General features: G+C 60.9%; 27 protein-coding genes. 13 read left to right on the forward strand and 14 right to left on the reverse strand.

The genetic code is table 11. The features are described 5' to 3' along the window. Nucleotides 1-48: 48 nt before the first annotated feature. From RLCC275e_RS27785 to RLCC275e_RS27815, 7 genes are all read right to left on the reverse strand, one after another. On the reverse strand, nt 49-810 hold the full coding sequence (locus tag RLCC275e_RS27785) for an ABC transporter ATP-binding protein (RefSeq protein WP_033183301.1): 762 nt from the start codon (nt 808-810) through the stop codon (nt 49-51). Beyond that, entirely contained in the window at nt 807-1,847 is a 1,041-nt protein-coding gene (locus tag RLCC275e_RS27790; protein ID WP_033183300.1) for a FecCD family ABC transporter permease, read from the reverse strand. Before RLCC275e_RS27790 ends, RLCC275e_RS27785 begins: the two co-directional genes overlap by 4 nt. After that, nucleotides 1,844-2,869: an ABC transporter substrate-binding protein gene (locus RLCC275e_RS27795; RefSeq protein ID WP_033183299.1), complete on the reverse strand. Its 1,026-nt coding sequence runs from the start codon at nt 2,867-2,869 to the stop codon at nt 1,844-1,846. Before RLCC275e_RS27795 ends, RLCC275e_RS27790 begins: the two co-directional genes overlap by 4 nt. 153 nt (nt 2,870-3,022) lie before the next feature. After that, nucleotides 3,023-3,661 carry an RES family NAD+ phosphorylase gene (locus tag RLCC275e_RS27800; RefSeq protein ID WP_033183298.1) on the reverse strand — a complete coding sequence of 213 codons (639 nt, stop codon included), beginning with the start codon at nt 3,659-3,661 and terminating at the stop codon, nt 3,023-3,025. Then, nucleotides 3,661-4,272 (reverse strand): helix-turn-helix domain-containing protein, encoded by a 612-nt coding sequence (locus RLCC275e_RS27805; RefSeq protein ID WP_033183297.1) that lies wholly within the window; start codon nt 4,270-4,272, stop codon nt 3,661-3,663. The genes RLCC275e_RS27800 and RLCC275e_RS27805 overlap by 1 nt, the downstream gene beginning before the upstream one ends. Before the next feature lie 147 nt (nt 4,273-4,419). After that, nucleotides 4,420-4,701: a hypothetical protein gene (locus RLCC275e_RS27810; protein WP_033183296.1), complete on the reverse strand. Its 282-nt coding sequence runs from the start codon at nt 4,699-4,701 to the stop codon at nt 4,420-4,422. Nucleotides 4,702-4,777: 76 nt separating this feature from the next. After that, complete coding sequence (locus RLCC275e_RS27815) at nt 4,778-5,242, reverse strand: hypothetical protein (protein ID WP_033183295.1); 465 nt, start codon at nt 5,240-5,242, stop codon at nt 4,778-4,780. Nucleotides 5,243-5,506: 264 nt separating this feature from the next. On the opposite strand from RLCC275e_RS27815, the gene treZ reads away from it, so the two are divergent. The 3 genes from treZ (at nt 5,507) to RLCC275e_RS27830 (ending at nt 9,528) form a co-directional block, all read left to right on the forward strand. After that, nucleotides 5,507-7,276 carry a malto-oligosyltrehalose trehalohydrolase gene (gene treZ, locus RLCC275e_RS27820; RefSeq protein ID WP_033183294.1) on the forward strand — a complete coding sequence of 590 codons (1,770 nt, stop codon included), beginning with the start codon at nt 5,507-5,509 and terminating at the stop codon, nt 7,274-7,276. Between the two features lie 29 nt (nt 7,277-7,305). Continuing rightward, entirely contained in the window at nt 7,306-9,171 is a 1,866-nt protein-coding gene (malQ, locus tag RLCC275e_RS27825) for a 4-alpha-glucanotransferase (protein WP_033183293.1), read from the forward strand. A gap of 195 nt (nt 9,172-9,366) precedes the next feature. Further along, on the forward strand, nt 9,367-9,528 hold the full coding sequence (locus RLCC275e_RS27830; protein WP_165402835.1) for a hypothetical protein: 162 nt from the start codon (nt 9,367-9,369) through the stop codon (nt 9,526-9,528). A gap of 272 nt (nt 9,529-9,800) precedes the next feature. Here the strand turns inward: RLCC275e_RS27830 and RLCC275e_RS27835 are convergent, their stop codons facing one another. From RLCC275e_RS27835 to RLCC275e_RS34410, 3 genes are all read right to left on the reverse strand, one after another. After that, on the reverse strand, nt 9,801-10,988 hold the full coding sequence (locus RLCC275e_RS27835; RefSeq protein WP_033183292.1) for an aq_1923 C-terminal domain: 1,188 nt from the start codon (nt 10,986-10,988) through the stop codon (nt 9,801-9,803). 341 nt (nt 10,989-11,329) lie between these two features. Then, nucleotides 11,330-11,584 (reverse strand): hypothetical protein, encoded by a 255-nt coding sequence (locus RLCC275e_RS27840; protein ID WP_246723437.1) that lies wholly within the window; start codon nt 11,582-11,584, stop codon nt 11,330-11,332. Nucleotides 11,585-11,926: 342 nt separating this feature from the next. Next, nucleotides 11,927-12,187: a DUF5086 family protein gene (locus RLCC275e_RS34410; RefSeq protein ID WP_245485079.1), complete on the reverse strand. Its 261-nt coding sequence runs from the start codon at nt 12,185-12,187 to the stop codon at nt 11,927-11,929. Nucleotides 12,188-12,457: 270 nt separating this feature from the next. On the opposite strand from RLCC275e_RS34410, the gene RLCC275e_RS27850 reads away from it, so the two are divergent. The 5 genes from RLCC275e_RS27850 to RLCC275e_RS27870 all read left to right on the forward strand — a co-directional run bounded on the left by RLCC275e_RS27850 (nt 12,458) and on the right by RLCC275e_RS27870 (nt 14,404). Continuing rightward, the gene (locus RLCC275e_RS27850; RefSeq protein ID WP_033183290.1) at nt 12,458-12,748 is read left to right on the forward strand and encodes a hypothetical protein; all 291 of its coding nucleotides are present in this window, start codon (nt 12,458-12,460) and stop codon (nt 12,746-12,748) included. Between the two features lie 133 nt (nt 12,749-12,881). Next, nucleotides 12,882-13,289: a hypothetical protein gene (locus RLCC275e_RS27855; protein ID WP_033183498.1), complete on the forward strand. Its 408-nt coding sequence runs from the start codon at nt 12,882-12,884 to the stop codon at nt 13,287-13,289. 67 nt (nt 13,290-13,356) lie between these two features. Next, nucleotides 13,357-13,605 (forward strand): hypothetical protein, encoded by a 249-nt coding sequence (locus RLCC275e_RS27860; protein WP_033183289.1) that lies wholly within the window; start codon nt 13,357-13,359, stop codon nt 13,603-13,605. A 179-nt stretch (nt 13,606-13,784) separates the two neighbouring features. Further along, nucleotides 13,785-14,015: a hypothetical protein gene (locus tag RLCC275e_RS27865; RefSeq protein WP_033183288.1), complete on the forward strand. Its 231-nt coding sequence runs from the start codon at nt 13,785-13,787 to the stop codon at nt 14,013-14,015. Nucleotides 14,016-14,143: 128 nt separating this feature from the next. Then, on the forward strand, nt 14,144-14,404 hold the full coding sequence (locus RLCC275e_RS27870) for a hypothetical protein (RefSeq protein ID WP_033183287.1): 261 nt from the start codon (nt 14,144-14,146) through the stop codon (nt 14,402-14,404). 149 nt (nt 14,405-14,553) lie between these two features. Here RLCC275e_RS27870 and RLCC275e_RS27875 read toward each other — a convergent pair whose 3' ends face one another. Next, the gene (locus RLCC275e_RS27875; protein ID WP_033183286.1) at nt 14,554-15,657 is read right to left on the reverse strand and encodes a LuxR C-terminal-related transcriptional regulator; all 1,104 of its coding nucleotides are present in this window, start codon (nt 15,655-15,657) and stop codon (nt 14,554-14,556) included. Between the two features lie 177 nt (nt 15,658-15,834). Continuing rightward, nucleotides 15,835-16,905, reverse strand: a complete 1,071-nt coding sequence (locus tag RLCC275e_RS27880; protein ID WP_033183285.1) for a LacI family DNA-binding transcriptional regulator — start codon at nt 16,903-16,905, stop codon at nt 15,835-15,837. 182 nt (nt 16,906-17,087) lie between these two features. On the opposite strand from RLCC275e_RS27880, the gene RLCC275e_RS27885 reads away from it, so the two are divergent. The 4 genes from RLCC275e_RS27885 to RLCC275e_RS27900 all read left to right on the forward strand — a co-directional run bounded on the left by RLCC275e_RS27885 (nt 17,088) and on the right by RLCC275e_RS27900 (nt 21,354). Beyond that, nucleotides 17,088-17,915 (forward strand): ABC transporter substrate-binding protein, encoded by an 828-nt coding sequence (locus tag RLCC275e_RS27885; protein WP_033183284.1) that lies wholly within the window; start codon nt 17,088-17,090, stop codon nt 17,913-17,915. A 90-nt stretch (nt 17,916-18,005) separates the two neighbouring features. Further along, nucleotides 18,006-19,541, forward strand: coding sequence for an amino acid ABC transporter permease/ATP-binding protein (locus RLCC275e_RS34605; RefSeq protein WP_033183283.1), 1,536 nt, complete (start codon nt 18,006-18,008; stop codon nt 19,539-19,541). A gap of 95 nt (nt 19,542-19,636) precedes the next feature. Further along, complete coding sequence (locus RLCC275e_RS27895) at nt 19,637-20,773, forward strand: NAD(P)/FAD-dependent oxidoreductase (RefSeq protein ID WP_033183497.1); 1,137 nt, start codon at nt 19,637-19,639, stop codon at nt 20,771-20,773. A gap of 74 nt (nt 20,774-20,847) precedes the next feature. Beyond that, the gene (locus RLCC275e_RS27900; protein ID WP_033183282.1) at nt 20,848-21,354 is read left to right on the forward strand and encodes a hypothetical protein; all 507 of its coding nucleotides are present in this window, start codon (nt 20,848-20,850) and stop codon (nt 21,352-21,354) included. A 23-nt stretch (nt 21,355-21,377) separates the two neighbouring features. Here RLCC275e_RS27900 and RLCC275e_RS27905 read toward each other — a convergent pair whose 3' ends face one another. Continuing rightward, nucleotides 21,378-22,106 carry an endonuclease/exonuclease/phosphatase family protein gene (locus tag RLCC275e_RS27905; RefSeq protein ID WP_033183281.1) on the reverse strand — a complete coding sequence of 243 codons (729 nt, stop codon included), beginning with the start codon at nt 22,104-22,106 and terminating at the stop codon, nt 21,378-21,380. Between the two features lie 94 nt (nt 22,107-22,200). Here RLCC275e_RS27905 and RLCC275e_RS27910 point away from each other — a divergent pair, with 94 nt between their 5' ends. Beyond that, the gene (locus tag RLCC275e_RS27910; protein WP_033183280.1) at nt 22,201-23,163 is read left to right on the forward strand and encodes a lysylphosphatidylglycerol synthase domain-containing protein; all 963 of its coding nucleotides are present in this window, start codon (nt 22,201-22,203) and stop codon (nt 23,161-23,163) included. On the opposite strand, the gene RLCC275e_RS27915 is transcribed toward RLCC275e_RS27910, so the two are convergent. Continuing rightward, nucleotides 23,110-24,633 carry a phospholipase D-like domain-containing protein gene (locus tag RLCC275e_RS27915; RefSeq protein WP_033183279.1) on the reverse strand — a complete coding sequence of 508 codons (1,524 nt, stop codon included), beginning with the start codon at nt 24,631-24,633 and terminating at the stop codon, nt 23,110-23,112. The two genes, RLCC275e_RS27910 and RLCC275e_RS27915, sit on opposite strands and share 54 nt — an antisense overlap. Between the last annotated feature and the right edge of the window lie 17 nt (nt 24,634-24,650).

A 24,650-nucleotide genomic window follows, 5' to 3' on the forward strand; every position in this document is an offset into this window, starting at 1 on the left:
GGTCATTTCGGTGACGGTTTCACCGTCACCTGAGACGACCGTAGACAGTCACCTGAGATAATGGATATGCGGGCGCGAATGATAGGGAGAGGTTTCGATGCGGGCCTCGACCGAGAAGACGTCACGCAGAAGCTCCTCGCTCAACACATCCTGCGGCGCGCCGGAGGCGACGATCCTGCCATGCTGCATGATGATCAGCTGATCGCAGAACATGGCGGCATGGTTGAGATCGTGCAGGGCGACGATGCTGGTTATCGGGAGGCCGGAGACGAGCCGCATCAAGCCGATCTGGTGTTGGATATCGAGATGGTTTGTCGGCTCGTCGAGGATCAGCTCCTGGGGCGACTGGGCGAGCGCTCTTGCGATATGGGTGCGCTGCTTTTCGCCGCCCGACAGGCTCTGCCAGCGATCGTCGCGTTTCTCCGCCATGCCGGCGCGCGCCAGCGCCTCTTCAACCGCTTCCTCGTCGGCATTCGTCCAGCCCGAAAACATCGACCGGTGCGGAAACCTTCCGAGCTTGACGACGTCGACCACTTTCAGGTTGGCATTTGTCGTCGCATGCTGCTCGACGAAGGCGATCCGCCGGGCAATCGAGCGGCGGCTGATCGTGCCGATGTCGCTCCGGTCGAGCGTGACGCGGCCGGAATGCGGCCGCTTCAGGCCGGTCAGAAGCCGCAGGAGCGAGGTCTTGCCCGAGCCGTTCGGCCCGAGCAGACCAAGCATCCGGCCGGGCTGCGCCTCCATGGAAACGCCATCGAGAATGGTCTTCCTGCCAATCTTCCAGATGAGGTTGTCGGCCTTGATGCTCATGATGCGCGCTGGAACCGGTAGAGGATGATCGAGAAGAAGGGGACGCCCACCAGGGCCGTGACGACGCCGATCGGCAGGATCTGGTTCGGAATGAGGGCGCGCGCGGCGATGTCGGCAAGCACCATGAAGATCGCCCCTGTTATGGCGCAGGCGGGCAGCAGGCGGACATGCAGCGGGCCGACGACAAAGCGGGCGACATGCGGCACGACGAGGCCGACGAAGCCGATCGATCCCACCATGCTGACGATCGTCGCCGTCATCATCGCCGTCAGCGCGAACAACACCATCCGCGCGCGGCCGACATTGACGCCGAGCGAGGAAGCCGCCTCGTCGCCGAAGGCAAAGGCGTCGAGCACGCGGGCGTAAAACAGGCAGCCGACGAGGCCGACGCCGACAACGATAGAAACCAGCGCGAATTCCGGCCAGCGCACGCCGCCGAAACTGCCGAGCAGCCAGAACATGACGTCGCGGGCCTGCTGCGCATTGGCCGAGGTGGTGACGATATAGGACGTTGTGGCATTGAAAAGCTGCGATGCGGCGACGCCGGCAAGGATGGTGCGATCCGTGCCGCCGCGCGTGCCGTTCGAGAGCAGCGCCACGAAGAAGAAGGCTGCGAAAGCGCCGGCGAAGGCGCCGGCCGAGAGCGACACCGCGCCCGAGCCGATCCCTAGGATGACAATCGCGACGGCGCCGGTAGAGGCGCCGGCGGAGATGCCGAGCACATAGGGCTCGGCAAGCGGATTGCGCAGCAGCGACTGCATGATCGCGCCCGATAGCGCCAGACCCGCGCCGCAGAAGGCGGCGACGAGTGCGCGGCTCAGGCGATAATCCCAGATGACGGTCTCATGGATGCGGTTCAGCTCGATCGCGGTCCATCCCAGCCGGTTGGTGACGGCCGAAAACGTGGTTGCAAGCGGGATCGGCAGGTCGCCGATCCCGACGCTGACGCCAATGGCGATAGCGATGAGGCAGAAAGAGGCGAGGAGCAGTGCGAGGACGGCTCCAAGCTGCCGGAAGATACGGCCCGCTTCCGTCACTTCAACAGACCGAGAGCCTTCAGCTGGCCAGCCACTTGCTCAGCGCCGTAGATCGTGCGGACGGTCGGGTTCATGGCCTGGCCGTCCATGATCACGATCGCCTTGTTTTTGACGGCAGGGATCTGGCTGACGGCCGGATCGGTGTTCAGGAAGTTGATCTTGGCCTCCGGCTTGTCGAGCTCCCAACGGTTACGGTCGAGACTGGCGACGACAATGACGTCGGGATTGGAGGCGATGATGCCTTCCCAGCCGAGCGTCGGCCATTCCGCTTCCGCTGATATCGCGTTGTGGCCGCCGAGCAGGTCGGCGATGAAGCCGGACGCGCTGTTCTTGCCGCCGAGATAGGCGTCAGCCGACGGGCTGGGGCTGGAGAACCAGAAGACGTAGGAAAGGTTCTTGCCGTCCTTCGAAACGCTGGAGCGAAGCTTGGCTTCGCGCGCCTTGAAGTCGGCGATCAGCGCCTGGCCGCGATCGGCGACGTCGAAAATCTCAGAGAGTTCATCGATCTCCCTGTAGAGAAGATCCATGTTCCACAGCTCGGCGCGGCTGCCATACTGGTCTTTGACGTCCTTGGTGCTGAGGCAGGTGCTGGGCGAGAGATAGGTCGCGACACCCACTTTGTCGAAATCTTCGCGCTTGGCGATCTTGCTGTTCGGCCCGACCAGGCTTGGCAGAGCCACCGCCACGAAGTCGGGATTTTCGGCGAGCATCGATTCGAAGGTCGGCATCTCGACGGTTAGAAGCTTGACCTTGGCATTGGCTTCGGCGAGCTGCGGCAGAACCTTGCTCGGCCAGAAGGCCGTGCCGGCCATCTTGTCCTGAAGGCCGAGCAGCAGCAGGATTTCAGCGCTGTTCTGGCCGAGGCCGATCGCCCGTTCTGGCGCCTTCTGGAAGGTCACCTGCGCGCCGCAGTTTTCCAGGGTCAGCGGGTAGGTCGTCGAACCGGCCAAAGACGGATTTGCGGCAAGACCGATCATGGCGGAGAGGCCGCAGGCGGCCAGAAGCAATTTGAGGCTGGTCACGAAGAAATTCCCGGTGCGTGAGTATATGCGGCCGCGTATAGCCTCAGAACCAGGCGGAAAACAAGACCAAATAAATCAACTTATCGGAAAATTGACAGCGTTGCGCTGCGGGGCAATGTGCCATCGCCGTCGAACTGCAGCTGCGTTTGCCGTCTAAACGGGGCCGACCGGTGACAACGACTTGCCGTAGACCTCGAGGATCGCGGCAATCTCCTTGAGGATGCCGGAGAGCGGAAGCGCGCCCTTTCTGTCGAACGTCATGTCGCTGCGTTCGAAAAGGGCGAGGCAGATCTCGCTGGAATCATGGCGCGATTGGTAGGCGAGGCCATCCGGGCGGTCGGCATGGTCCCAAAGCGCGTCCGTCCAAAGGCCGCATGGTCCGTAGGGGCCGGTGGAGATAGCATTATCAGTGCCGAGTGCCTGCAGGCCGGTTCCGTGCATGCGCACGATCCTCAGCGGTCTGCTACAGCTGAGCACGCTGATGGCGCGGGTGGTGATTTCGGTCATGGACACCATCAACCGCTGAGGATTGCGCAGGATGGTTTCCGCAAGCGCTCCCCTGCGGCTCATCCCGACATAGAGAATTCCGAAACGTCCGCTGGCGCTGTCGAAACGATTGGTGGCGGAAATCCCGGGGCCGGGTCCAAAGAAGATGGGATCGAGATGCGTCCGATGGACCCTATGGAGAACCTGCCCGGCCGGAATGAGGTCGATCGGCAATGACGAATGGGCGAGCCAAGGAGGCGGGGGCAGGGCAACTCCCGACGGCCCTCTGCCTGCATTTGCCGGCATCAGGCAAAGCCGTCGGAGGTTTCAATCCGGAGCAGACGCCGGACTGCTTCACGATCGCCGTCGCGGAGCGCCTGCAGGGGTGTCCGACCACCGAGAACCGTATCGGGAGCAAGTAGAAAATCCAATGCGATCCAGGGACCGGCGGCGGCAAAACCACGCACGACGTCGGAAATCCCCGCGATCACCTCACCTTGGTCCAACTGGCAGAGCGGATAGCGCCAGTCGCTGCCCTCGCGCACGGCAAGCAGCGTACCGGCTCGCCGCCTCTTGTCGACGGCCTGTCTGCTGATGCCGAGGATACGTCCGGCATCCTCGGCCGACATCGTTCCACCGGCCCGTTCGATGAGATTTTGCCGATGCTCGACGTTGCGCGCCAGTGCTGGAACCAGCGGATCGAGATCGTTTATCGCCGCGCCCACCATATCCGAGCGGCTGAGAAGCTGCGCCAACGATCCGGCGTCGGTCGGGGCTGAAAGCGCATCGGCCAAGTCCTTTGCCGACACATTTGCCGAAATGCGCTCCAGCGCCGACGTCGCGCGTCGCAGAAACGCGGTCCTGATGGAATTCGGCTCCTCCTGTGCGGTGACGGAAGTGGATGCGTGGCGGGCCATCGAGCGGCTCCTTGGTTGACAAGGTATTTATACGGCTCATGCCGATATGAAGTCAACCACATGTGTAGAGGCTACGCGCATTAACAAGCTTCCCCTGATTGCCCGGGAGAGAACATAGGGTTCTCGTCAGCGAAGCCTCGAAAATGTTCAGGTCATCTTCCCTACGAGCTTGGCATAGTCCGAAAACGTCAACCGTTCGCCTCTCCTGCCTGCCCCTTCGGCAAGCTGCAGCACGCGGATGGGGAACAGGATCGCGGCGCGGTTGGCATCCGACAGTTCATGGTCGTCGTCATCCTCGACTGCCTTCTTGGCTTTCGCGAGCGCGGCATTGAGTTCTCCGCTGGTCAGCAGTTCCTTCTCGACGATCGCATCACATATCGACGCCATTGCCATGATGAGGCCCTTGAGCTGGAGGTTGGCCGTATTCATGAGAACTCCAAGGTAACGAGGGACCTATGATGGTGACGTTCCGGCGCCTCGCCGATTGCGTCGGTAAATTGCTACGTCAGTCCGATTGAACCGGCCGGATCGTATCGACGGTGACGGCACCGTCGAGGATCCCGCGCGTGCCATCGCGCCTGTTCCGGTCGATCTCGATTACGGTGTAGAGCTTGTCGTCCCGAAAGGCGCTGGCATTGACCGTCGTCACATCCTCGGCGGGAGCCGCATCCACTTCCATGAAGTCGAGCTCACGAGCCGCGGCGACGATCCTGGCGTCACCGGCCGTTCTGGCGGCGACGACGACGGTACCGTGCCCGGGGGAATTGTCCCATCTCGGATCGTCGGGTGCGGCGATCGGCTCCAACCGGTAGATGTTGAGCATCTCGCCGCCGGCGTCGGGCGACGCTTGTGCCGCCGCATCCTCGATTTGCGCCTGGCTCTCGACAGACTTCCCGAAGGTGGTCTGGCTGGTCGCGTTGTTGATCTCTTCCTTGCCTGTCCTTGAGACGTTCGACATATCGCTCTCCATTGTCAGGACGGAAACGACAGCCGGCCGGCAAGTGTTCCCCCACGCACGAAAAACCGCAAATTCCGCTTGATGCCCTCAAAGACATCATCGCCGCCAATCAGTGCGCGAACCAGCGACCTGGCTCGACTGACGCAACCTTCTATGTCCCGGTGAAGTCGTCATCCTGGTGGCAGCGGCCGCTTTCGCGCGTCGGCTTGCGGACGAAACTTTTTGCTCCCGCAAAAGTTACCCGAATCCCATCCTAATTTCATCGAAGGCTTTCCCTTGACCAAAATGACGTTCGGCCCCGCGTTCACCGAAAAGGGCATCCTGTTTCGCCTCTGGGCTCCCTTGCATGAAAGTGTGTCGCTGAATCTCGAAGGCGCTGATCCGCGGCCGATGCAGGCGGTCGGGAACGGCTGGCACCACTATACGGTCGCGGATGCCAGTGTCGGTACGCGCTACCGCTTCGTCCTGCCGGATTGTCTCGAAATACCCGATCCCGCCTCGCGGTTTCAGCCGCAGGATGTGCACGGACCGAGCGAAGTGGTCGACCTTTCCCTCTATCGCTGGACGACGAGCGGTTGGACCGGACGGCCTTGGGAAGAGATGGTGATCTACGAGATGCATATCGGCTGCTTCACGCCGGAGGGTACTTTCAAGGCCGCGATCGAGCGGCTCGACCATCTGCAGGCGCTGGGCGTTACGGCACTGCAGATCATGCCGCTGAGTGAATTTCCCGGCCGTTACAGCTGGGGCTATGATGGCGTGCTTCCCTATGCTCCAGACAGCAGCTACGGCCGGCCGGAAGATTTCATGGCGTTGGTGGACGCAGCGCACCAGCGCGGCATCGCGGTTTTGCTGGACGTGGTCTACAATCACTTCGGGCCCGACGGAAACTATATCCCCTCCTATGCGCCGCTCTTTACCGACCATCACAAGACGCCCTGGGGCAACGGCATCAACTACGATGGCGACGGATCGGAGATGATCCGCGAGTTCATCATCGAGAACGCCATCTACTGGATCACCGAGTTCAGGCTCGACGGTTTCCGCTTCGATGCCGTCCATGCCATTAGGGACGACAGCGCCGAGCATCTGCTTCACGCGCTTGCCCGCCGCGTCAGGGCCGCGGCCGGCGACCGGCATGTTCATCTGATCGTCGAAAACGAGGAGAACGACAGCGACCTGTTGACGCGTGGCGAAAACGGGGAAGTGAAGCTGTTCACCGCCCAGTGGAACGACGACGTGCACCACGTGCTGCATATCACCGCCACCGGAGAAACCTTCGGCTATTATGCCGACTACGCCGGTGACGCCGGCAAGCTCGGCCGAGCGCTGGCGGAAGGCTTCGTCTTTCAGGGGGAACACATGCCGTATCGCGGCGCAAGCCGCGGCACGCCGAGCAGCCATCTCCCGCCCACCGCTTTCATCTCCTTCATCCAGAACCATGATCAGATCGGCAACAGGGCGCTGGGGGATCGGGTTCTGGCTTCGAGCCCTGCCGATGTCGGCAAGGCCGTCGCCGCCGTCTACCTGCTGGCGCCCGAGATTCCGATGCTGTTCATGGGGGAGGAATGGGGCGCCAGAGAACCTTTCCCCTTTTTCTGCGATTTCGACGAGGATCTGAACGAGAAGGTCAGGAAAGGACGTCGCGAGGAGCTTTCGCGTCTGCCAGGCTTCGACGCCGACGACCTTCTCGACCCGACGGCGCCATCGACCTTCGCCGCCGCCAAGCTGGACTGGTCGAAACTCGCCTCCTCCGATGTCTTCGATTTTTACAGGACGCTTCTCGACCTCCGACACCGGAGGATCGTGCCATTGCTCAAAGGCGCTGGCGCCGGAAAGGCGGTCTATCGCTCGGCGGGAAGCGCACTCGCGGTGGATTGGACCCTGGCGCAAAACCGGCGTCTGCATCTGCGCGCAAACCTCGGTACCGAGGCGGCGACGCTCGCCTCGCAGCAGGACGACGGCGAGACGATCTTCCGTCTCGGCGGTAGCGATGGCGGCAATCTCGCGCCCTGGACGGTGATCTGGAGCATCGGCGAGGCGTGACGGCGCGCTGACAGGAAGGCGATCGAACGATGAAATCTGCTGAGCTCGACAAGCTCGCCCGCCGGCACGGCATCATCCTGACCAGGCCCAGTCCCGACAATCGGGAGGTGGCGATCTCAGGCGAAACCAAGCGCAAGATCCTCTCGGCGCTGAAGATCGACTTGCAGGGAGCGACCGATCCCGAGACCGACGCGCTACGGCGGGAGCCCAAGCCGGCGGCCAAGAAGATCGCCAGATCATTTCTGCCGGACTTCCTTTCCGGCACGCGCGTCTGGGGCTTGAGCCTGCAGCTTTACGAGCTTCGTTCGGCGCGCAACTGGGGCATAGGAGACTTCGAAGATCTGTCCGATATAGCGGATCTCGCGGGGTCGCTGGGCGCCGATTTCATCGGCCTCACCCCGCTTCACGCGCCGTTTCTCGCCGATCCCGACCGTTGCAGCCCCTATGAACCCTCGAGCCGCCAGCATCTCAATCCGCTCTATATCGCGGTCGACCGGCTGCCGGGTTTTGCCTGCGGTCCCGAACTCGAACGGCAATTGGCAGGTCTTCGCCAAACCGATCTCGTCGATTACGCTGGCGTCGCACAGATCAAGCTGAGGGTCCTGCGCGATCTCTGGCCTGCCTGGCGACAGCGCAGCGTGATCGATGAGGCCTATGATCCGACCGATTTCGACGCCTTCGTCGTGCAAGGCGGTAACAGCCTGCGGCTGCATGCGCTTTTTGAATGCCTCTCATTTTCCATGGTCGAGCGCGGGGCGGGCGCCGGCTGGAAATGTTGGCCGGCCGATTTCCAGCGCTTCGACAGCGCCGCCGTCGCCGAATTCGAGCGCGAACACGCGGACGATGTCCGTTTCCACATGTGGCTGCAATGGCTTGCTCACCGGCAGCTGATGCAGGCGGCGGAGCGGGCGCGGAAGGCCGGCCTGCGGATCGGGCTCTATCTCGATCTTGCCGTCGGGGAGGCGGTTGATGGCTCGGCGACATGGAGCGAGCCGGATACCTATGTCTCTAAGGCCACGATCGGCAGCCCACCCGATCCATTCGCCGTGGACGGGCAGGACTGGCACCTTGCCGGATATCTGCCTTCCGCGATCGCGGCAGGAGAAATGTCGCCTTTCCGGCGCATGGTCAGCGCTGCCATGCGATATGCGGGCGCCATCCGCATCGACCACGCCGCAGCACTTCACCGCATCTTCCTGGTGCCATTGGGCAGCAGGCCGGACGGCGGTGCCTATGTCCGCTATCCCGCGGATCGGCTTCTGCAGATCCTCGCAGAAGTGTCCGCCGAGCATCGGTGCCTCGTCATCGGAGAAGACCTGGGACTGATCCCCAAGGGGTTGCAGGACGATCTGGCGGCGGCCCACATTCTCTCCTATCGCATCCTTTCTTATGAACAGGACGAGAAGGGCTTCAAGCCGGCGGACGTCTATCCCGCCCTGGCTTTGGCCTGCATTTCGACGCACGACCACCAGACCCTTGCCGGCTGGTGGCGCGGCGCCGACATTCAGGCCCGGTGCGACCACGGAATCGTGCCGCCCGATCTCACCGAGACACATCTCGAAGATCGCAAGCGCGAGCGGAGGAACCTGAAAGCGGCGCTGAAGGCTGCCGGCCTCGACTTGCCGGCCAGACTTTCCCAAGCGCGGGCAAGCGAGGAAACTCTGAGGGAATTGACCGTCAGCGCCTATCGCTTCATCGCCAGGACGCCGTCGCTTCTCGCCGTGGTCCGTCTCGCCGATCTCACCGACGAAAAAAGGCCAACCAATGTCCCAGGCACCAGCGACAGCTATCCGAACTGGAAGCCGAAACTATCGGTTTTGCTTCCGGATCTGATGTCGGGCCCGCTGCTTATGAGCGTGACGGCGGCGATGCGGGAGGAACGGCCGCGGGCGTGATTAAGGCCGGGAGAGCCGTCCGCTTCACCATTGTCGTTCGATAGGGCCTGCCGCGCAAAGGGAAATCGCTACCCGCAGGGAACGAATCGGAAGCCGGCGAATTTTGAAGGAATAAGGACAGGCATTGCCGAGATGAGGACCCGTCCGCTCTCGCTGCTTCAGATGTGGCGACCAATAGTGATGGAAAACAAGACCATGACGAGCGCATTCATCCTTATCGCATTGGCTCTGATCATCATCTACGCCGGCCCCACGCTGCTGTTCATCTGCATCGGATATGCCGATTATATGCTGGAGCGGCGAAGGCATATGGTGGCGTTGAAGCACGCCGTGAAGCGTCGCAGCGACGAGTTTTAGAGTCTTTCGCGGGAAAACCGCTTCGCACTTCTCCTGGAGTGACTAAAGCGCGAGGAGCGATCTTTCAGATTCGCTCCTCGCGCTTTAGGTCTCTGTTTTCGCGCATGTCGTTGTCGCAAAACCGCTGCGCACTTTGCGCGACATGCTTTAGAGGTGGTGGACATCTTTCGTTGGCTTGGATGTTGCTCCGCTTTCCCAGAAAAGGGGTGCAGAGGCAGGTCGGAAAAACCCGCCTCTGGCAGCCGGCGTTCGTGAAACACCTCTGCGAATGGTTAGTCGTTCGCCGTGACCTTGACGCCAAGCACCGAAGGAATGGTGTTCGGTGCGCCCATAGCCGCACCGATGATCATCGGGACGGGAACCGGCTTTTCCGGCACGGCGCTGATGGTCAGGCTTTTCGGTCGGTCGAGATAGGTGGTGACGGCAGCCGCCACCTGGTTTTGCAGCTCGGGCATGTTGAGCTGCGCCATCATCATCGGCACGAGACCTTTCAGCGATTGCGCCAGCTGGTCGCCCGTGACGCCCTGCTGCGAGCCGGCATAGTCGAGTGCCTTCTTGGTGATCGAGGCATCGTCGAAGCGGATCGAGGCGCTGTTGATCGTCAACTGCTGCATCAGCCCCAGCATCGCAAGGCCTACGGCCTGGTTGGCCTCTTCCTTGTTCGGATTGGCCTCGGCGGTCTTCACAGTCTCCTGCAGCGACTTGATGAAGCCCAGCGTGTAACCGGAGAAGTCGACGGCGAAATTCAGCCGGCCGATATTCTTGAAGTCGAAAGCATATTCGTCGACAGCGACCTTGCCGCTTTCGATTTCCCAGATGCCCTTCATGGTCACCGCGCCGTCGAGCGTGGTCAGGCCCAGTTTCTCGATGGCTTCCTTCGCATTCGCATCCTCGACCTGCGACAGGTCGGCCTTGAGACCGGCGACATTGGCGTCATAGGCAAAGCCGCCATCCTGGCGTTCGAGGTTCGACTCGATGCTCTCGATCGCGAGTACGTCCTTGCCTTTGATGTTGAGGGCGATGGGCCCGGTGCTGACGGTTTCATAGAGGAGGAAGTCGTTCAGCGTATCGCCCGTTGCATTGGCGGGAATCGTGAGGCCTGTGATCTGGATCTCGTTTGCGGAAAAACGTCCTTCCTCATGGCTGATATCGATATCCGGGAAGGAGACGGTCGTGGCGTGATAGCCACCGCCTTCGATTTCCTCAACACCCTCGAAGGTGAGATCGCCGATCTTCAAAGTGTCGCCGGGCAGGCTTGATGATCCCACCTGGACACCGGTCGCCGTTACCGTGTCGCCATCGGCTTCCGCCTTCTCGAAGGTGATGACCGTACCGCCGGCACTGGTTGCGGCATTGAGCTTCTTCATCATGTCCGTGCCATCAAGGGCAAGCGCCGGGCTGGCCAGCGTCAGGAACGCGGTGCTTGCCATCATCAGGTGGAGATTACGCAGATGCTTCATGGAGATGTCCTTATGTAGAAAATAGATGCGAGGATTTCGAAATTCCCAGATGTGCCAACTTCCGCTCTCAGGTCGGAAAGGCGGGGACACGAAGAGCACCGCCGGATGTCACGGCTTTCATCTGGTCAGCTAATTTGGGGGTGGTGCGGTTAGGATCAGCCGGAACGCTTGAGCTGAAGAAACATAGATATCCTTCCGCCGGCGATGGGCGGCAGTATTTTCTCTAGCAGGGGTAGCGTTGAGACTCATCCCTTACACAAAAAGTGTATTTCTTCGATTCTTGCAACCCTTCGACCTTCGAATGCCGAGATGGAGTCGCTCGTCCTCGGGCGCTGCAGGATTCAATTGCGCATTTCCGACATTCGCCCGCGCAACAAATAGGCGAGCGCAAAAATCACCAGGAAGGGGTAGACGAGCACGATCATCGGCAGACCGGCAGCCAGCGCATCGTCCTGCACATAGATGTTGAGGACACCGGCTCCGAGCACAAAGGGGTACAGCGGCGCAAATCTGTCGAACCACATCCTGAAAGGCCCAGCCAGGAGCAGAACGAGCGCCGGCAGAATGAAAATGCCGAGATTTCTCGCAACATTCATGAGCTCAGGACCGAACGGTTCGGCGGAGGAATAAATTCGGCCCATCTGATGGGCTGCACACAGAGCAGCGATTGCGGCCCCGGCATATCCGGCTGGTATTGCTAGCATCGCCGAACTCCCTTTTGTTCACGCGCCGTGTTGGTACGGTCGCCCTCTGACTATTATGGGCGCATATTGTTTGCGGCGTCGACGCATTCAAGAATTGTCGTCCGGCAAACGCCGACCTCCCGCTGCATGAGAGATTGCGCGCGCCAGGCTTGGAGGCGATCCGGAATTGGATGTCCTTGTAAAAATAGGTCTTGGCTTTTCGTCGCACGCGGCTTCTGTCCAAATCGTCCGCCGTTACAACGACATGTGTGGCAGTCGTTTGAATTGCCATGGCGGCGACGCTCGCTCCTTCTCGATCACCTCGACATGGTAGTAAGGATCGTGATCGGCGGGCTCCGGATGTTTGTGGACGGTGGCCCAGCGAACCGTCCGCGGCGAGATGGAGAGAATGACGGTGGACACATCAGGTGGTTTCACCGCGTCGGCACGCGCGAAGGCCGGTGCGCCCAAAATGGTCGCGACGGCAAATAGGATAACTCCGGAACTTATGCGCATGTGCGATCGCTATCGGTAGGATTTTCGCTTCGGGTCGAATATCGGCGGATAATCCTCTTCGTCCAGCATGTCGAGAAAACACGCCAACGTGAGGGATGGGCGATTGCATGTGCTTCGAGACAACGAGGCGGTGGCGCGGCCGTTCCGGTTTCGGGGCGAAGTCTCGCCTGCACTGATGTCGCCGGCCAAATTCTGGAACAATGTCTGTCGTTCCCTGTTACATTGACGATAAAAAGCGATTGTCGCGTGAAGAGGCAGTTGGAGGGATCGATGAAGCGGAGCATAGCATTTTGGCTGGTTTTTGCGGTTGTGCTTACAGGCTGCACCACCAGTGCGGGCAATTATTCGTCGGCCGGACTGGCGCCCATTCCCGGCAGCATCACGTATAGTGGCCAGCCTCGCACGAAGTTGACGAAATCACCCGCGGGCTCTTCCTTCCCCCACACCTTCACAGATCAGTGGGGACGCGAGGTAGAGGAGATCTACATCATCCAGCCCGACCGGAGCTTGCTGATCGCCGCGCGTCACTACCGGCCCGTCTTCTCGCTCGACGACGACTAGAACAGTATAATTTTAGGCCCGGCCGGCCCTAAAATCTGAATCTTATTCTACATTAGATAGTTAGAGCATGATGTCGGCTGAAGACCGCCCGCTTACACCTTTCGGCATCAAGCTCTAGGAAGGAGAAATGATCATGCCGCGCCGCAAGAGCACTGAGACGACGATCCTCGACACTAAGGGGGCCAAGATCGGCGACCCCGTTCCGAAAGCCGTCATCGATACGAATACGGCCTTCGTCGGCGTTCCCCGGCAGCCTGATCATGACCTGGGCGAAGAGCTCGGCGCGCTGCGAAAGCAGATCAGCGCGCTGCAGCAGCAGGTCCTCGATGCTGCCCGACCGGCTAAGGGAAATGCCGGGAAAGCCATGCGTCAGACGGAGGCAACGGTGAAGCTCTACCCGGCCTCGACGCTTCTGCTCGTCGCGGCTGTCGCCGGCGCGCTTGCATTCGCCGTTCGTCGAGCCGCTCTGCCGCGTCATCGGCCTCGACCCGCACTGCGTGAGTTGAGGGATCTCTATGACGCGATCCGAGGCCGCGTCTGACAAGATTTCAGGATTGTCAGCATCACGATTATGGCCGACGCTTCATTATCGAAGCGAGGGGATAATCATGTTCGACATCATCATACGCAGCGCTCTTGATATCGTTGGGCGAACTGAGCGCCTTATCGATGCTATGAGGCGAGTGCTTCAGAGTGACGACCTCGACGAAGTCCAGGTCTACGAGCTCGATTATGAGATCGAGCGGCTTGGGGATGTGGTTTTCAACGTGGACGAAGCCGTTCGATCGCTGGCGCGCACGGTCGAATGCTGGCCGCAGACCGCTCTCGCACACGGGATCTGTCGGACATTGCATTGAAGGTTGATCGCAGCTTTGGCAACTGACGCGTCACGAATCCGGCCCTGAGTTGGCAGCGTCGATTCTGCATGTCACGCCGATGTCACGCGACCGTCGCAGCAATATGTGGTTGATAGGCGCCGTTAGGCTCAGGCCAGGCGCGGTGGAGCTAAAATTGCTTTTTTCGTTGGGGCATCGCAATGACCTTGAAAACCTCGGGGGAGAAATCTCAACCCCATGAATTCATCTTTCCGGTTCACACCCGTACGATCGCAGAGATCAGGTACGATAGTCTCAGCCGCGTCATGACGGTGGTCTATCATGACGGCCGCTCCTGCACGACTTCCGGTATACAAGGCCCCGCAATGCTGAGGATCCTCGCCCAGCGTCCGTTGGAGAGCTCTCCGTTTCTGTTGCAGACGGTCATCTGAGGCTGAAAGACGTCGCCGACCCTGCCGGTCCAGTGTGAACAGGGTCGCCGCTTGTTAAATCAGCAGATCGTGCATCCATTTGCCGCGGCCTGCGTTCATCCCCCAACAGCCACATGGAGGGAACGCCGATGACCTTTCCACCACCGAAGAACGAATCTCCCGCGCAGCGCTTCGAAGAGGCGACCGTTGCCGCGCGCGATGCTTTGGAAAGGCTGATTGCAGCCGCCAATGAAGCCGGATGGGGCTCGGAGGAGATAACCGCGGCGCTCCTGAAGGCCGCGCAGTTTCTGAGCGATGCCAACAAGAGAGATCCCGATCCGGCCGACGACCCCTCAATCAGCGATGCACCCGCCAGGGAGCAGATTGGTCATGGCGAGCTCTATGATTAGTGGGATTAGTCTTGGTTTTCCCACGCAACGAGACAAGGATTGCCGGATTTCTTCTTCGAATGTTGCGCGTCCTGCGCTCGTAACCCGGTCGCAATATGCAAAGCCTCGCTAGCCATGCGGGAGGTAGAGGAAGAATTGCAAGATTATCGTCAGCGCATGAGCAGCGCGACCAAGCCAACCCGGGAGTTTACCCCGAGCTTGGAATAGATGTTTCTGAGGTGGGTTCTGACCGTTTCGTAGCTGATGTGATCGGCTATGGCCACCTCTTTTGGGGAATGGCCGGAGGCGATGCTCGATGCGATCCGAATCTCCGTCGCAGTCAGTTTGTAGGCTTCCATAAGGAAGTCTCGCCGCTCATTGAGTGGCGTAGCCACCATCGGCTCGACAATGACGGCCACGGTCGGCCCCTCCAAGAACTCAGTGAATGCATCCGACTGGAGCCGGAGGAGTGTGATGCGATAACTAGCCTTGTCCTTCCCCTTTGCAATCGCCGTATGCGGCCTTGATTGCACACCCTTTCTGGAAGTCAGGAAATCGAGAACGGCAGCAGACCTCTCGCATTGAAGTTCGAGCTTGCCGCTTGGGGCGACATACACAGGAAAGCCAGCCGCCATCAAGGCTTCCGCGCTCTTATTCCATTGACGTGCTCGCCCTTGCTCCGAAACGTAGATCAGTCCGACGCCGATGCTATCAAACAGGGTTTGCGTTGTCTGTCTCTCCGGGGCGAGTAGGTCGCGCTTCCGGATGAAGTCGAAAGCCCTTTTCAAATGGGGCGCGAGTATCGTGTAACGCCCGGCTGCTTCTTTGTTGAAATCGGGATCCGCTGACGACGTGCAGGTCGATAGGACGAAGGTGCGGGTTTCCTCCCGAATAATGGAGACACCGATGCTCGTCTCGCATTGGGCCTGCCCCTTCAGCCAATCATTGTAGAATTCCGATTTGAGCAAGTCCTCGCGTGGAAAGATCTCGTCTCCGCAGACACCCTGACCGACGGGCACAAAGCTCAATCTCGGAATCCAGGGGTTCACTGCGGCAAAGTGGCTGCTGAACTGGTCGACTTCGGTCCTCGAGAACCCCGATACGTAAGGAACATGGGCCACAGGCGAGGCCAGATCGTGGTAATGGAGGGCAGCCTTTCCATTCGGCGAAGTTTGCGCAACGCGATCCAGAAAATCCTGCCAGTTGCACTCACCGAATAGACTTCCATAGATCAAATTTATCAGCTCAGATGAAGCGTCTTTTGACTGGAGCATGATCTTCCTGAAAATCCCACATCGAGTATTTTCGGTATTAAATAACGTTGGTCAGGCAAAGACAACAGCAACCCCATGTAATATCAAATCGGCGACCATGGGCATTCGTGACCGATCGCAATGCGGTACTACTCGCTGCTTCGCAAAGCGATGCGGGTATAGCCAACTCAGTAGGTCTCACCGGCCGATCTTTGCGACGGAACCGCGCAGGACGAGGCTCGTGCTGACGCGTAGGCGTTCGACGGCAAGGGGCGCGCGTTCGATGCGGGCGACGAGCCGTTCGCCGGCAAGCTTGCCCATCTCATAGACGCGCTGGTCGACGATGGTGATCGGCGGAACGGTGACGCTGGTCCAGTCGGCATCGAGAAACGAAATCATAGACACGTCCTTGGGGATGGAAAGGCCGAGCGATTGCAGCGACTTGAAGATGCGCAAGCCGACGAGGCTGTCCGATGCTAGCAGCGCCGTCGGCGCGGCACTGTCCGCGAGCAGGCGCTTGATCACGCCGTCCGTCTGATGCTGGTCCGTGGCGCCGAGCCTGACATAATGAAGAGGGTTCGGCAAACCCGCCCCGGTCAAGACGCTGACAAAACCTTCCACGCGTTCGCGGACGGCGGAATTCGAGATCCGCCCGATATCGGTGAGCCCACCATCCTCGGCATCCATGGCAGAGACGTAGGCGAGGCGGCGATGTCCTTGCCCAATCAGATAGCGGGTCGCCGCGATGGCCGCATCCCGGTCGTCGCCGGTCACGGCGTCGACGTCGAGTTCCGGGATAGCCCTATCGAACAAGACCAGCGGCACGCCGGCACGGCGGACGTGCTGCAGATGCTCGACGCTGTCGCAGCGGGCTGGCGTCACGATCAGGCCATCGACGCGCTTGCCGATCAGGAGGTCGACGGCCGATTTTTCCGCATCGAGCTCTTCGCCCGAATTCGCGATGATGACGTTGAATCCCGCAAGACGGGCCGCATCGCTGATGCCGCGCACCGCCAGGCTGAAGAAGGCGTTCTCGATGTCGCCGACCACGACCCCGATGATGCCGGACCTTCCTGTGCTCATGCTCCGGGCGAGCTCGTTCGGGCGGTATTCGAGGGCAGCGGCGGCTGCCATGACCTGATCCGTGATCTTGGCGCTGACCACGCCGTAGCCGCCGAGCACACGGGCGGCAGTGGCCTTCGAGACCTTTGCGGCCTTGGCGACGTCGGCGACCGTGACTGCACGTTTCGAATGAGCGGAATCTTCCATGAGCCGAGGACTACAAGAGTTGTTGACGACCGGTCAATTGACGGATATCAAATATGTTGTGAGACCGGTCTCTTTATACAGGAGACCGGTATCTTGTCCAGAAGTCTCTGCCGCAATGCGCGGTGGGGCAGGGCGACCCGACGATGCCGACAAGAGCATTCCTTTCAGAGCGGAGAACGAACATGAAGCCTTTTGAATCATTCGCGGCCACCCTGGCCCCATTGCGGGCTGGCCTTTTGACATGCCTTCTTGCGATGGGGGCAGGCTCTGCGGCCGCCGCCGACAATCCCTATAAGCTTATCGAGCCCGGGGTGATAAGCGTCGGCACGATGGGCGATTCCAAGCCCTATACGTTTGCCACGGCGGACGGCCAGTTCACCGGTTTCGATATCGAGCTGTTTCTCAACGTCGTCTCCCGCCTCGGCTTTCAAAAGGACGAGGTGACGTTCACGGGCCAGGAATTTTCAGCACTCCTGCCGTCGGTCGCAAACGAACGGTTCGACGTTGCCGTTGCAGCGATCGGAACCACCGAAGCACGCAAGAAGACCGTCGACTTTTCCGACGGCTATCTCGCCGGTTATCTCTCCGTCCTGACCCCGGATGCCGGTATCAAGGATGCCGATGGCCTCAAGGGCAAGCGTCTCGGCGTCGTGCAGGGAACCTTGCAGGAAGTCTATGCGGCCAAGAATTTCGGCGGGACTGATCTGGTGAAATTCCCCGACAACAATTCTGCCGTGGCCGCCCTCAACAACGGAACGGTCGATGCGCACTTTCTCGATTACGAGGCCGCCAAGCAATATGGCGAGCGCTATCCCGCGCTGAAGGTTGCCGTGAATATCCCGTCTTTCGATGCGCCTGCTGGCTTCGTAGTCCGAAAAGGAAATGACGCCTTCCGCACGGCGCTCAACGGCGCGCTTCACGACGCGATGCAGGACGGCACCTGGAAGACCCTTTATGAAAAGTGGTTCCCCGGCTCGCCGATGCCGGAGCAGTATCTTCCCAAGAAGTGACGCCGCAAGCCGCCCGCTCATGGCGGGCGGCTTACCAAGGCTCCGTCGGACGGCGGCGTCTGCGCCGGGCAAGAATTCATGGGGATCTGAATGAACTGGCTTGAAAATCTGCGCCGCAGCTTCCTGGACTGGGATGCCATGGCGGAAGTTCTGCCGAGCATGATCAGCGTCGGCCTGAAGAATACGTTGATCCTAGCCGCCGCCTCGACCGTGCTCGGCGTCGCTATTGGCATGGCTCTCGCCGTGATGGGCATTTCGCAGTCCCGCTGGCTGCGGCTGCCGGCGCGCATCTATACCGATGTTTTCCGTGGGCTGCCGGCGATCGTCACGATTCTGATCATCGGCCAGGGTTTTGCCCGGATCGGGCGTGAGATCTTCGGTCCGTCGCCATTTCCGCTCGGCATCCTGGCGCTCAGCCTGATCGCCGGAGCCTATATCGGTGAAATCTTCCGGTCGGGCATTCAAAGTGTCGAACGCGGCCAGATGGAAGCCTGCCGGGCGCTCAGCATGAGCCACGGGCAGGGCATGCGCCTGATCGTCATCCCGCAAGGCATCAGGCGGGTTCTGCCGGCGCTGGTCAATCAATTCATCGGAAACGTCAAGGATTCCAGCCTTGTCTATTTCCTGGGGTTGCTCGCCTCCGAGCGGGAGCTCTTCCGTGTCGGCCAGGATCAGGCTGTCGTCACCGGCAATCTGTCACCGCTGCTGCTGGCGGGCATCTTCTATCTCGTCATCACCGTGCCGCTGACCCACTTCGTCAATTATATCGATGCGAGACTGCGGCTCGGAAAACAAGGGCGCGGCTCCAGTGCTGCGAGCGGATTGGTCGAGGTAAGCGAACTGCGGGCCGCTGCCGGCCCGCATCCCACGGGCACGGCCGAGGAGAGTACGCCTCGCTTCAAAGGCGGCGCCCTGAACATCCGGGACCTCACCATGGCCTATGGCGATCTCGACGTGCTGAAGGGTGTCGATCTCGACATCGCCGCCGGTACGGTCACCTGCATTATCGGCCCTTCCGGTTCGGGAAAATCGACGCTGCTGCGCTGCATGAACAGGCTTGTCGAGCCGAAGGGCGGCGACATCCTGCTGGATGGCGAGAGCATCCTGGCGATGAAGCCGGAGAGATTGCGCCGGCGTGTGGGCATGGTGTTCCAGCACTTCAACCTTTTTCCCGACCACACCGCACTCGAGAACGTCATGCTTTCGCTGACCAAGATCAAGAAGATGCCAAGGCAGGAGGCGCGGCGCATCGCCGAGGCGCGTCTGGCCGAGGTCGGTCTCGCAGAGCGTAGGGATCATCGGCCCGCAGGTCTGTCAGGTGGGCAGCAGCAGCGCGTCGCCATCGCACGGGCTCTGGCCATGGATCCGGAGGTCATGCTGTTCGACGAAGTGACGAGTGCGCTCGATCCAGAACTGGTGAAGGGCGTGCTCGACCTGATGGCCGCCCTCGGCCGCCAGGGCATGACGATGGCCGTGGTGACGCACGAGATGGGATTTGCGCGCAGGGTGGCCGATCAGGTCGTCTTCATGGATGAGGGCCGCATCGTCGAGGCCGGCTGCCCGCAGCAGATCTTCGACAATCCCCGAAGCGAGCGGCTGAAGCGCTTCCTTGCTGAAGTTCTCTGAAGCGCCGGAGGCAACGCATGGTGCCCCCGGTCGTCCTGACGGCGGATGCGCCGGATTTCGTTCGATGTAGCAAGAGCAGAAACAAGGTTATCGACATGAACGCTTCCACCAAACCTTCGAAGGTCGTCGTCATCGGCGGCGGGATCTTTGGCGTCTCGACCGCTGTCCATCTGGCACGGCTCGGGGTCCGCACCGTGCTCATCAATGACGGCCCGCTCGCCAACGGCGCCTCCGGCCGTTCGCTCGCCTGGCTCAACTCGGCGCGCAAACGCTCCGATGCCTATCACCGTCTGCGTTTGGCCGGCTTAGATCGCTATCGCACGCTGGCGGTGAGGTATCCCGATGCTCCGTGGCTGCGCTTCGACGGCGGCTTGACCTGGGATGCGGACGATACCGCCAACGAGATCGCCGAGATCTTCGACTATGAGCGCGATCTCGGCTATCACGCGCAATGGCTTGCCCCGCAAAGAATTGCCGCGGCGACGCCGGGTGTCGATGCAAGTGTGGTGACGCCGCAAGGCGCGATCTTCAATCCCGGGGAGGGCTGGGTCGATCTTCCGTCCTTGATCGCTACGCTTGCGGAAGAATTCCGCACGCTGGGCGGTGAGATTATCACGGACGCGGGTCGCGCGACGGTCGATGTTGAAGGCGGACGTGCCCGTGGTGTGATCACCGCGAATGGCATGCGCCGCGATGCGGATGCCGTGCTGCTTGCTGCCGGCGGCGACGTCCCCGCAATCGTGGCCGAGGCCGGCCAGCATATCGAGGACGCAACGCCTGTCGCGCTTCTCGTCCGAACCAAGCCGATCCGCCATCCGCTGAAGGCTGTGCTCAACACCCCTCGCATTGCCATCCGACCAACGCCCAGCGGCGGCTTCGCGCTCGATTCCGCCTGGTCCGAGGAAGAGGTGAGCGTGAAGCCCGACGGCAGCTATGATGTCAGGCAATCGACGCTGGAGGGGTTGCTGCGCGAGGCCTCAAGGGTTCTCGAAGGTAATCCGCAACTAGAGATCGAAGATTATGGGGTCGGCCCGAAGCCCATCCCGGGCGATGGCGAGCCGGTCTTCGGCGAGCTGCCGTCGATCCCGGGTTACTTCGTCGCCTTCAGCCATAGCGGCGCCACCCTCGGCCTGATTGCCGGCGAACTGCTGGCGGACGAGATCGTCACTGGACGCCGGCATCCGCTGCTGGCGGAATTTCGGCCGGAGCGTTTCAGCGCGTCGCGAAGATGAAGGCAGGAGCGGAGGCCGATGCATCCTTCTGAGCCCTCGAGCGTTCTATCGCCAGGAACAACTGGAGACGAATTATGTTCAAGGAAGAACTCGGGGACACCGGCACAAACAAGGATATGCGCGATGGTGTGGAAACCGCGCCGGCCTCCTTCGAAGAGGCGAGCATCAACCCTGATCTTATCAGACGTGAGGGTTTCGCGAGCGACGCCGAATATCGGGCATACATTGCGACGCTCGGCGATTACGCTTCCGTTGGAGACACCGTCGATGAGCCCCTCCCGATCTACGAAGGTCATGTCCTGGAAGGCCGTCTGCAAGAACTGAGAGAAGAGATCGAAAACCTTCGCGCTCGCCTTCACGTGATCCAACATCAGGCCGCGACCGTCGTTACGGAGAACGTCCGATGGGCCGATGCAAGCGCTCATGCGCAGCTCGGCAATCAGCCCTGGCTCAAGCTGGCAGCCGCAATGGCGGCGACCTTCGTCGTCACGAGGGGCATCAGGCGACTGCCTCTGGGCGCCGTGGCGACGACGGCGTTTCCGTTGGTGGCGGCGGTGATGAACCGGAAGCTCGCCCGGTGAAAGTCGTCAGTGTCGATGACTGATCAGGCGAAGCCGATTTCCGCGAGCAGAGGCAGGTGGTCCGAGGCAATCCTTGTCAGGCGGTTTTCCAGGACCGCCGCCTGTTTGACGATGAGATCGTCAGTGACGAAGATGTGGTCGAGGCGCATCAGTGGGTAGCGCGAGGGAAAGGTCGCTCTCGGCGCGGCGCTGCCTGCGAGCTGGGCGTCTTTCAATGAGCGCGCGGCAAGTCGGTAAGTCGCCGATGACGGAATGGCGTTGAAATCGCCGCAGAGGATGGTGGGAAGAGGTTCATCCGCCGTGCCGCGTAGCCAGCCGGGGTTCAGCAATGTCGTCATCTGCCGGATGCGCTCGCGGCCACGAAGGCCGAGATGGGTGTTGACGACGAGCAGTTTTCTGTCGCCGACCACTATTTCGACGGAAATGGCGCCGCGCTGTTCGCCGATGGATGGCAATGGTCCGGCCTTGACCGCGCCTGTCGGCAGCGAAGTGATGATCGCATCGCCATACTGCTCCTCGGCGATCGATAGCGCCGGATGGAAATGAGCCTGCATCTTCAAAAGCGAGGCGATCGCATGGGCCTGGTCGACGCCGCCGGTCCTGCGCCTGAGGACGTCGACCTCCTGAAGAGCGACGATATCAGCCTCGGCCTCGGCGATGACAGAAGCGATGCGGCCGGGATCGAGCTTCCGGTCGCCCCCGATACAACTGTGCACGTTATAGGTCAGGATTTTGATTGATTGATCCGGCATAGGCCCTGCTGAACTTGTTCCCCGGGGGAACACAAAACTCGTTTGATCGTTCCCGATTATCGAACCATCGCGCTCGCACTCCTGAGGACAATCGATGAGCTTGAAAAGCATGATATGGAATGGACTGCTCGTTGTTGCCCTTTGTCTTGCGGTCTTTCTCCTCTATCGAATCTTTCAACAATATAGCCTCGATCAGATCGTCCAATCGGTTCGCAGCATACCTCTTTCGACCTTTTGCACTGCACTTCTCTTTGCGGCGGCGTCCTATCTGTGCCTCAGCTGCTTCGACCTCCTGGCTATCCGCTCGCTCGGCAAATCCTTGCCCTACCGGAACATCCTGCTCGCCTCGTTCATCAGCCTTTCGCTCGGCCACAATATCGGCTTTGCCGGGCTGAGCAGCGGCGCCTTTCGCTATCGTTTCTACTCGCGCTGGGGGCTGACAGCGGAGGACGTGGCGAAGATCATCCTGTTTTGCGGTGTCACGGTAGGGCTCGGGCTGATCACACTTGGCGGCATCGCCATGATCGTCAATCCCGGCGATGCAGGGCGCTTGCTGCGCATCGACCCGGCAAGTGTACGCATCTTCGGTTTGCTGGCGCTGGTCGTGCCGGCGGTCTATGCGGGCCTGGCGTTTTTCATCCGCGGCACGTTGCGGCTGTGGCGCTGGTCGTTTCAGTTGCCGCGATTTTCGATCGCGGTCGCACAGGTTGCGGTCGGGACGATCAATTTCATGCTCGTGTCGGCCTGTTTGCACCAGATGCTCTCTGCCTTCGGCGACGTTGCCTTCTTCAGGTCGGTGACGGCTTACGTGCTCGCCAATTCGGCGATCCTTGCAACGCATGTTCCGGGCGGTCTCGGCGTGCTCGAGGCGACGGTCTCCTATGTCGTGCCGAAGGAGGCGTCGATCGGCGCTTTGATTGCGTTTCGCTGCGCCTATTTCTTCATTCCACTGGCGCTCGGCACGACGCTGCTCGTCATCAGCGAGGTCGTTTTCCGACGGACGTCACGCGGGGCGAATGAGGAGGCGGACGAGCGCGCCGAGGCCCAGTCGGTTTAAAACTGTGAACGGTCGAACCGGGTCGAAGATCGCCGTGCCTGAAATCGGTGAAATGCTGCCCGACAGCTCGACGGTGAATTCCCGTAAACCCCGAGGCCCGTCATTGAGCGCGTCGACCGCCTCGATCAACGAGCCGCTCTGCATAAGGGCTGCGGCGAAGGTTTCCGGGGTGGTTCCGAGATATTCCGAAAGCAGGCGATTGCGCAGATCCACGATCGCGCGGCGGTGCTCGTCATTACCTGCCTCGAACAACATGTCGCATTCGCCATCCAGCCCTTCCGAGCGATTGTTGAGATTGGAGGAGCCGATGCGGACCAGCTCGTCATCGGCGATGATCAGTTTGGAATGGACGAGCACCTCCACCTCGCTCGCTTTCGCCGTTACCCGCCCGGGCACGATTGGCCCGGGCACGACGGCATAGTAGACGCGCAGGCGATCGGCGCGGTCGGCGCGTTTGAGGCGGCGGATGACGCGGTCGCGATTGCCGCCCATGACAAGCTTTTCGATCAGCCCATGAGAACTGCGCGTGCAGATGATGACGACTTCGGGGCCGTCCTCCTCCTGCAGCCGCGCGGCAATGGCGTCGGCGACGCGGAAGGAGGCGAGATATTGCGCCTCGATGTAAAGCTGCCGCCGCGCCCGGGCGATGACGTCCAATGTCATGGCGATGCCGTCGCTGATGCCGGGGCGAAAAGCGGTCGACGGCTCCGTCAGCGCGAAGCTGACCGCGATCTCCCTCGTCGAAACGGCGAGATCGTCCGGCCAGGAAAAGGGGACATCTTCGGCCAACGGCAGGTGGTTTTCACCGGTGGCGTTTTCCCAGCGCCGCCTGGCGATATCGCCGATCAACCTCGCAGCGTCGCCGGTCACCATTGCCTGAACGTCGTGCAGCGGATCGTATGAAACGCCCTTGGGGTCACGTCGCAATTTATCCTTGGCGCGGTGGAGCCAGGTGTCCCATCGCCGCGATGTCAGGTCCATGCCGCCGATGAAGGAGACGGCATCGTCGATGCAGACGAGCTTCTGATGGTGGCAGCCGCGCACCGCGCGCTGAAGATCGAAGCGCAGATCGATCCGCTCATTCCTTGGGAAACTCTTCTTGCGAAGCAGCCGGAGCGACTTGTCGGAATAGATGGGGCCGAGCGTCCAGACGAGGATGCGTATTTCGAGCTGCGGATTTGCGGCCGCCAGCTCATGCAGCAGGTCGGACAGGGTCTCGTCGGATTTATCAGGTTCCATCGGGATGTCGGGGTTGAAATCCCAACCGACGATCCAGACGGTGCGCCGTGCCTGCCGCAGTGCGCGCGCCAACTCCGCAAAGTAGCTGTCGCCGTTGATCAGGAAGGTCGCCTTCGCAGCGCTGCCTTGGAGACGCAAGTCGCTCTCATCCTGTTTTTGGCGGTCGCCCGGTCGTTGTGATTTTGTCTGGGGCAAGCTCGGGTTATTGAAGATGGTTTCGAATGTCGTCATGATTGCCTCGGCCTCTA

The sequence above is a fragment of the Rhizobium brockwellii genome (assembly GCF_000769405.2).
Classification (GTDB): domain Bacteria; phylum Pseudomonadota; class Alphaproteobacteria; order Rhizobiales; family Rhizobiaceae; genus Rhizobium; species Rhizobium brockwellii.

Excerpts from the sequence above, each read along its gene's own strand:
- RLCC275e_RS34410 (WP_245485079.1), bottom strand. The coding sequence starts at position 12,187 with ATGCGCATAAGTTCCGGAGTTATCCTATTTGCCGTCGCGACCATTTTG.
- RLCC275e_RS27810 (WP_033183296.1), bottom strand. The coding sequence starts at position 4,701 with ATGAATACGGCCAACCTCCAGCTCAAGGGCCTCATCATGGCAATGGCG.
- RLCC275e_RS27875 (WP_033183286.1), bottom strand. The coding sequence starts at position 15,657 with ATGCTCCAGTCAAAAGACGCTTCATCTGAGCTGATAAATTTGATCTAT.
- RLCC275e_RS27785 (WP_033183301.1), bottom strand. The coding sequence starts at position 810 with ATGAGCATCAAGGCCGACAACCTCATCTGGAAGATTGGCAGGAAGACC.
- RLCC275e_RS27860 (WP_033183289.1), top strand. The coding sequence starts at position 13,357 with ATGTTCGACATCATCATACGCAGCGCTCTTGATATCGTTGGGCGAACT.
- RLCC275e_RS27880 (WP_033183285.1), bottom strand. The coding sequence starts at position 16,905 with ATGGAAGATTCCGCTCATTCGAAACGTGCAGTCACGGTCGCCGACGTC.
- RLCC275e_RS27910 (WP_033183280.1), top strand. The coding sequence starts at position 22,201 with ATGAGCTTGAAAAGCATGATATGGAATGGACTGCTCGTTGTTGCCCTT.
- RLCC275e_RS27865 (WP_033183288.1), top strand. The coding sequence starts at position 13,785 with ATGACCTTGAAAACCTCGGGGGAGAAATCTCAACCCCATGAATTCATC.
- RLCC275e_RS27855 (WP_033183498.1), top strand. The coding sequence starts at position 12,882 with ATGCCGCGCCGCAAGAGCACTGAGACGACGATCCTCGACACTAAGGGG.
- RLCC275e_RS27900 (WP_033183282.1), top strand. The coding sequence starts at position 20,848 with ATGTTCAAGGAAGAACTCGGGGACACCGGCACAAACAAGGATATGCGC.
- RLCC275e_RS27905 (WP_033183281.1), bottom strand. The coding sequence starts at position 22,106 with ATGCCGGATCAATCAATCAAAATCCTGACCTATAACGTGCACAGTTGT.
- RLCC275e_RS27830 (WP_165402835.1), top strand. The coding sequence starts at position 9,367 with ATGACGAGCGCATTCATCCTTATCGCATTGGCTCTGATCATCATCTAC.
- RLCC275e_RS27915 (WP_033183279.1), bottom strand. The coding sequence starts at position 24,633 with ATGACGACATTCGAAACCATCTTCAATAACCCGAGCTTGCCCCAGACA.
- malQ (WP_033183293.1), top strand. The coding sequence starts at position 7,306 with ATGAAATCTGCTGAGCTCGACAAGCTCGCCCGCCGGCACGGCATCATC.
- RLCC275e_RS27895 (WP_033183497.1), top strand. The coding sequence starts at position 19,637 with ATGAACGCTTCCACCAAACCTTCGAAGGTCGTCGTCATCGGCGGCGGG.
- RLCC275e_RS27815 (WP_033183295.1), bottom strand. The coding sequence starts at position 5,242 with ATGGAGAGCGATATGTCGAACGTCTCAAGGACAGGCAAGGAAGAGATC.
- RLCC275e_RS27840 (WP_246723437.1), bottom strand. The coding sequence starts at position 11,584 with ATGAATGTTGCGAGAAATCTCGGCATTTTCATTCTGCCGGCGCTCGTT.
- RLCC275e_RS34605 (WP_033183283.1), top strand. The coding sequence starts at position 18,006 with ATGAACTGGCTTGAAAATCTGCGCCGCAGCTTCCTGGACTGGGATGCC.
- RLCC275e_RS27850 (WP_033183290.1), top strand. The coding sequence starts at position 12,458 with ATGAAGCGGAGCATAGCATTTTGGCTGGTTTTTGCGGTTGTGCTTACA.
- RLCC275e_RS27800 (WP_033183298.1), bottom strand. The coding sequence starts at position 3,661 with ATGCCGGCAAATGCAGGCAGAGGGCCGTCGGGAGTTGCCCTGCCCCCG.
- RLCC275e_RS27885 (WP_033183284.1), top strand. The coding sequence starts at position 17,088 with ATGAAGCCTTTTGAATCATTCGCGGCCACCCTGGCCCCATTGCGGGCT.
- RLCC275e_RS27805 (WP_033183297.1), bottom strand. The coding sequence starts at position 4,272 with ATGGCCCGCCACGCATCCACTTCCGTCACCGCACAGGAGGAGCCGAAT.
- RLCC275e_RS27870 (WP_033183287.1), top strand. The coding sequence starts at position 14,144 with ATGACCTTTCCACCACCGAAGAACGAATCTCCCGCGCAGCGCTTCGAA.
- RLCC275e_RS27835 (WP_033183292.1), bottom strand. The coding sequence starts at position 10,988 with ATGAAGCATCTGCGTAATCTCCACCTGATGATGGCAAGCACCGCGTTC.